The following is a 5,233-nucleotide window of genomic DNA, read 5'->3' as shown; positions in this document are numbered from 1 at the left end:
GGTACTAAACCCTTCCGCCAGCGCCGGACGCGGCGGCGTCGGGCCTTTACGCAGGGTTAACGCCTTCACCGGCATGGAGTCTGCCATAATAAACTGCCCAAGCTCCTGCTGGAGCATCAGCGGCAGGTCGCGGCTGGTACACAGCACCTCGGCGGAAATGTAGCGCAAATTCTCCTGCCACGGCGCGTGCTGCGCATCCACCAGCGAGACGAAGACCTCCGAGCCGATATAGCCCGTGCGGGTGCCGTAGCGCAGCGCGTGTTCAGAGAGGACGCGCTGTTCACGGCGCAGGGAAAAATAGGCGCCGTAGTTGCCCGCGTCTCCGCTCCAGGTACTCCAGAACGGACGAAACGTCTGGTCGTCCCGCTGACCATCCGCGCTGGCATAGATTTTTTTCACAGCATAAATTTCATAATCCAGCGGGCGGATGTTATCCACCACCAGATGGTATTCATGCTGGCTTTCGCTCAGCTTCTGCCGGGCCGCCACTTTCGGGAACAGGTTGATCACCGGCGTACAGTGCAGCGCCATGTGGCTGGCATCCACCACGCGCTCCAGCTGATCGTCGCTCTTGTCGAGCAGAATGAAGATATCAAACGCTTTTTCGTCTTCGCAGCGCTGGATCAGCTTGCCCAGCCCGCTCAGGCTGATGAAGCGAAAACGCGCCGGGAACGCAAAGTACTCCTGCAACAGGCGATAGCCGTCGAAGTTACGCAGATCGTCCGGGAGCAGCGCCTGATCCGCATCAAAGCCTTCCTGACCCAGGGCGTCAGACGACAGCAGCTGGCGCTGGGGCTGCTTGCTGACCGTCTGGCAGACAATACCCGCGTGGTGCTCCATCACCAGCTCCAGCAGCTTCAGCGCCTCGATGTCCGGGCCGCTTAAGAAGAACTCCAGGCGGTCAAAATCCAGGTGCCCAAGATGCTGCGGGCCATCGCAGGCAATGCGGATCCGTAAGGCGCTGCTGATCCCCCGCTGGCTCAGGCCGAGCTGGGCCAGCGGCAGATCGGCGGGAACGCCGCCCAGCTCGATCCGCTCAATTTTTAACGGCAGCAGGTTGACCTCGTGCGCCGTGGTATAGCTGCACGTAACGCCGGTTTTTTTCAGCGCCAGGCTGTCCATCATGGTGCCGCGCGGCACAATAAAGCCTTTGCTCAGGTCGCCCCGGCTGCTGTCGGGCTGAATCTCAGCGATCGCCATCGACGGCGTAGGCGCCAGGTAATTTGGCGCAATCATCTCCAGCATACGCTGTGAAAAGCGTGGAAATTCGGCGTCCATTTTCATCTGCACGCGGGAGGTCAGGAAGGCGAAACCTTCCATCAGGCGCTCTATGTACGGATCCGCCACTTCGATGCCGCGCATGCCGAGCCGCCCCGCCACTTTTGGGTAGCGTTCGGCGAACTCCGCGCCCATCTCGCGCAGATAGGCCAGTTCACGGTTGTAATATTCGAGCAGTTTGCTTTCCATAATTACCCCGCATCCTTCAGTTCAAAATGGCCGTTCTCAAGATCGACGTCGGTGCGAAAGAGAAACTCCAGCGGATACGGTACGCACCACAGGCGGCCTTTGATTTCGATAGACAGCACGTTGTGCAGATCTAATGAGGAGGTATCGGACACGCAGCGAACCTGAAGCCCCTGCGGCAGGATCCGCGGTTCAAAGTTAATAATCGCTTCGGTGAGCTTGCGCTGAATGTCGTGCCATTCGATATCGGACATTCTTTTCCCCGCCAGCGGCGCGACGCCAAAGTTAACGACAGAACGGCTCACCTGCGTCAGACCACTCAGATCGCTGGAGGCATCGTGGTTAATGGTGTTAAACAACCACTGTAAATCCCGCAGGACGTTACGACGCAGCGCGGCGTGGGTAATCAGATTACTGTTGGCGGACTCGCGTTTTTTTTCCGGATCGTTATCCGTCAGGCGATCCAGCAGTGACGGCTGCATTTTGTCGCGCGCCCCCACTTTCTCCTGTCTGCTGCGGGCCTGCCAGCCGCTGCGCAGCAGATCGCCTTCGCCAGCGGGATTACTCATCCGCGCCATCCGCGACGAACGTCACCAGGCTCAGGGTGAGCAGCGGGCTTTCGCTTAGCTCGCTCAGCCAGGCTTTCTGCCCCATGCCTTCATACAGGGTGCCGTCATCGTCGAGTGGAAGCCACTCGGTGGTGCGCCCCAGCTTAACGCTGTCTGGCGCTCCGTCAGCAAACGGATAACGCGCCGGGATCTGACACACCTGCTCGGTGCCGTCCGTGAGGCGGACCAGAGCATGACGCCACACCAGATCGGTCACGCTGGCCGGAGCCTGAAAACGGATCGTGTCGATGGCGCAGAACGGCACCCAGAAATAGCGGCCGTTGACCAGGGTTTCACACACCGGCCCCAGACGGGCATCGCCGTCCATCAGCCATTCAAAGGTGTGGCTCTCTTCATTCTCCAGCGTGACCTGCCCGCGGCTTGCCGGGGCCTGTTCGAGTGCCGCCAGGCGCAGCGTTTGCGCATGCCCTGCGCTTTCGGTCAGCGCCTGGGCTAACGTGGTCAGCCACGGCCACTGCGCCTCGGGCATTGCCGGTCGTACCTCTCCCGCGAACACGCGCGCCCGCTGCTGTTCACCCTGAATGGCCTGCTCCAGCAGCGTTACGGTTGGTTTTGCCTGCGGCTTCAGCGCCAGCCAGCTTTTCAGCTGGGTCAGGGCGCGCGCCCAGTTGCCGCTGAGGATCAGAAACTGCACAAACGCGGCGCGCAGATCGGCATCCGCCGGACGAGCTTTGATTTCGGCTTCCAGGCGAAGCAGCGCGTCGCTAATCGACTCACCCGCCAGACGTTGATAAAGCGTATTCATAGCCCCTCCTTAATTCGCCGCGCGCCAGGCGCCCACAGCCGGATCGCGTAGCTGCGGACGCAGCGTGTCAATCAGAACAACGTTCAGCTCCGCGCCCGGTGTAATCCATGCGCTCCAGATCTTCTTCACCTCTGCGATACGCGCCTGGAGTCTGGCGTCGTCGCTGGCGATCTCACGGGTGATTTCCACCGCCACCGTGCCGTTGCTCTTCCAGCCGTTCAGGGTGCTGTCGTACGGTAGGATCATCCAGCTCTGGTCGCTGTTCGGGGTGCTGAAGACCATGCGCTCTTTGTTGACGGAGGTGATCAGCGCCTTTTCAGGATCGACCGCGTTGTTCAGTCCCATCACCGGGAAGCCGTGAATGTAGGTGACCGGAATCGCTTTCTGCGTCCCGTTACGATTCTGCGTCACCACGGTGTGGCCGCTGAGCCAGCTGCCGTTACCGCAGCGAGTGGTGTCGGAATCGGGAATAAACAGCGCTGGCGCGGAGGAACCGCCCTCCCAGAAGGTGCGCAGGTGGCAACCGTCCTGAAGGGTGAACTCCTGCCATGGCGTACGATCTGCCGCCACGGTGTGCGTCTCCGGATTCTGGTCAGGCGGTAGCAACGCGCCTGAGGTGGTGGTGGTAGTCGTTGCCGCCGCCGTTTCCTGCTGTTTCACCACCAGCGCCCAGTCCTGCGCTTTAGCCGCTGTGCCCCGGGCAAGCGTCGTGCCTTCCGGATCGTTAAGCGTCCAGTTCAGGGTATTCAGTTTGCTACACTGGTGCTCCAGCAGCGAGCCAAGGCGCGGCACGAAGTTTTCCAGCACCGAAACCTCTTTCTTGCCGTTCGCCACGATACGCAGCGCCACGTCCGCCTTACACCAGTTTTGCGGCGTATTGTCTTTAATGTTGTCGATCCAGATATCCAGCTTCTGCGCAGGAGACTGCACGATGCGGAAGTTTTCAGCCTGTGCGGTGGTCGCCACCGTCAGAAGAGCCAAACCCGATAGCCAAAGTTTCATATCAATCCTTGTGTGTCTAATCAGTTCCGCAGGGAAGAAATTGTGCTGCGTCAGAGAGCGTATGCAGCAAAGTGGTGTCCTGAGGGTTGCCCATCCACACCGCCACGGCGGTATAGTTATCCTGAGCATTGCCCTCCTGTTCAGCATTCTTTTGAATGATTTGGTTCATCAAGGTCAGCCACTCCTGTGGCGTATTGACCATGTGCAGCGACTGTTTCATCTGCTCTTCGCTGACGCCGTGCCAGAAACCGTCGGTGCAGAGTAAAAACGCATCACCGTCTTCAACCTGCACAACATCGCTGTAGCTCGCTTCCGGTCCGCCATTCTCAATACCCAGCGCCAGATACAGGAGGTTGCTGTTGAGATCGTCGGTCTGATGCCCGGCATCTTTCATCTGCTGCACCAGGCTGTGGTCGGTGGTGACGTGCCACAGCCAGCCGCGGCGAAACAGGTACAGGCGGCTGTCTCCGGCGTGCGCCCAGTAAGCCAGACGGTAATCCCTGTCGATAAACAGGCTGACCAGCGTGGTGCCCATCCGGCGATAGTCCTGCACGGCCTGTTGTTCGCTGAGGATTGTGCGGTTCGCCGTTTGGACGTAGTCACGAATATGCTGCGCATTCAGGTGCTTGTCGCCGTCAAAGCGGGAAATAATGCTGTTGCGGGCCAGCTCAGCGGCCACCTCGCCGCCCGGCAGGCCCGCAATGCCGTCACAGACGACAAAGCAGGCTGAACGTTCCCCGATGGTTTCTCCCGTCTGATCCTGGTTGCTGGCGCGCGTCCCCTGGCGGGAGAGAGAAGCCGTTGCGATATTCATTTTTCTTCCGATCCGCTTTGTGAGTCTTTGTACTGATTGACCTCCATGTCATAGGCATGGAGGAAGGCTTCGCCAAACAGGGTATGGAAGTCGTCCTCGATCTCGCCCGCCGTCTCGCCATAGCTGCGAACAAAATAATCCCACAGCGCGGCTTTACGGCTGCCCGGCAGCGCCAGGCGTGACGTCATTCCGTTCTGTTTCGCCTGCTCTTCCAGCTGTTCCGGGTTAAAGGATTGCAGCATGGCGGCGATAATGGCACGGATACCGGAGATCATCCCCAGCTGGTGCGCCTGCAGATCGATCAGCGCATCACGCACCGATTTGGTCGGCGGCATAAAGCCCGGCATCGGCGTGCCGAACATCTGGATCAGGACCGTTTTACCGGTTGGCAGCAGCTTGAACGGGTTGTTGGCATCGTCGAGCACCATGGTCATATCAGCCTTCACCCCACGCTTGAGGATGGAGCGCGAGGAGAGCAGCGCCACGGTCCCCTGCGAGAACATGCCCAGGATCTGCCCCAGCTGACGCATATTTTCCCGGTCAAACTGCGGCACCGGCTGCATTTCGCTCAGGCCCATG

General features: G+C 59.9%; 6 protein-coding genes. All 6 read right to left on the bottom strand.

The genetic code is table 11. The features are described 5' to 3' along the window. The coding region (gene tssF, locus HP459_RS21100) for a type VI secretion system baseplate subunit TssF (protein ID WP_171936787.1) at positions 1-1,467 on the bottom strand (1,467 nt) is incomplete at its 3' end. Positions 1,468-1,469: 2 nt separating this feature from the next. After that, the gene (gene tssE, locus HP459_RS21095) at positions 1,470-2,033 is read right to left on the bottom strand and encodes a type VI secretion system baseplate subunit TssE (RefSeq protein WP_015570336.1); all 564 of its coding nucleotides are present in this window, start codon (positions 2,031-2,033) and stop codon (positions 1,470-1,472) included. Continuing rightward, positions 2,026-2,838 (bottom strand): type VI secretion system accessory protein TagJ, encoded by an 813-nt coding sequence (locus HP459_RS21090; RefSeq protein ID WP_171936786.1) that lies wholly within the window; start codon positions 2,836-2,838, stop codon positions 2,026-2,028. The genes tssE and HP459_RS21090 overlap by 8 nt, the downstream gene beginning before the upstream one ends. Positions 2,839-2,847: 9 nt before the next feature. Continuing rightward, positions 2,848-3,840: a hypothetical protein gene (locus tag HP459_RS21085; protein ID WP_171936785.1), complete on the bottom strand. Its 993-nt coding sequence runs from the start codon at positions 3,838-3,840 to the stop codon at positions 2,848-2,850. A gap of 16 nt (positions 3,841-3,856) precedes the next feature. After that, on the bottom strand, positions 3,857-4,654 hold the full coding sequence (locus tag HP459_RS21080; RefSeq protein ID WP_003859969.1) for a PP2C family serine/threonine-protein phosphatase: 798 nt from the start codon (positions 4,652-4,654) through the stop codon (positions 3,857-3,859). Then, the coding region (gene tagH / locus HP459_RS21075; RefSeq protein ID WP_171936784.1) for a type VI secretion system-associated FHA domain protein TagH at positions 4,651-5,233 on the bottom strand (583 nt) is incomplete at its 5' end. The genes HP459_RS21080 and tagH, both read right to left, overlap by 4 nt.

The organism is Enterobacter sp. CM29, from assembly GCF_013179605.1.
Classification (GTDB): Bacteria; Pseudomonadota; Gammaproteobacteria; order Enterobacterales; family Enterobacteriaceae; genus Enterobacter; species Enterobacter intestinihominis.
This window is presented reverse-complemented; position numbering and strand designations above follow the sequence as displayed.

Coding starts and splice junctions, on each gene's coding strand:
- HP459_RS21080 (WP_003859969.1), bottom strand. CDS start 4,654: ATGAATATCGCAACGGCTTCTCTCTCCCGCCAGGGGACGCGCGCCAGC.
- HP459_RS21090 (WP_171936786.1), bottom strand. CDS start 2,838: ATGAATACGCTTTATCAACGTCTGGCGGGTGAGTCGATTAGCGACGCG.
- tssE (WP_015570336.1), bottom strand. CDS start 2,033: ATGAGTAATCCCGCTGGCGAAGGCGATCTGCTGCGCAGCGGCTGGCAG.
- HP459_RS21085 (WP_171936785.1), bottom strand. CDS start 3,840: ATGAAACTTTGGCTATCGGGTTTGGCTCTTCTGACGGTGGCGACCACC.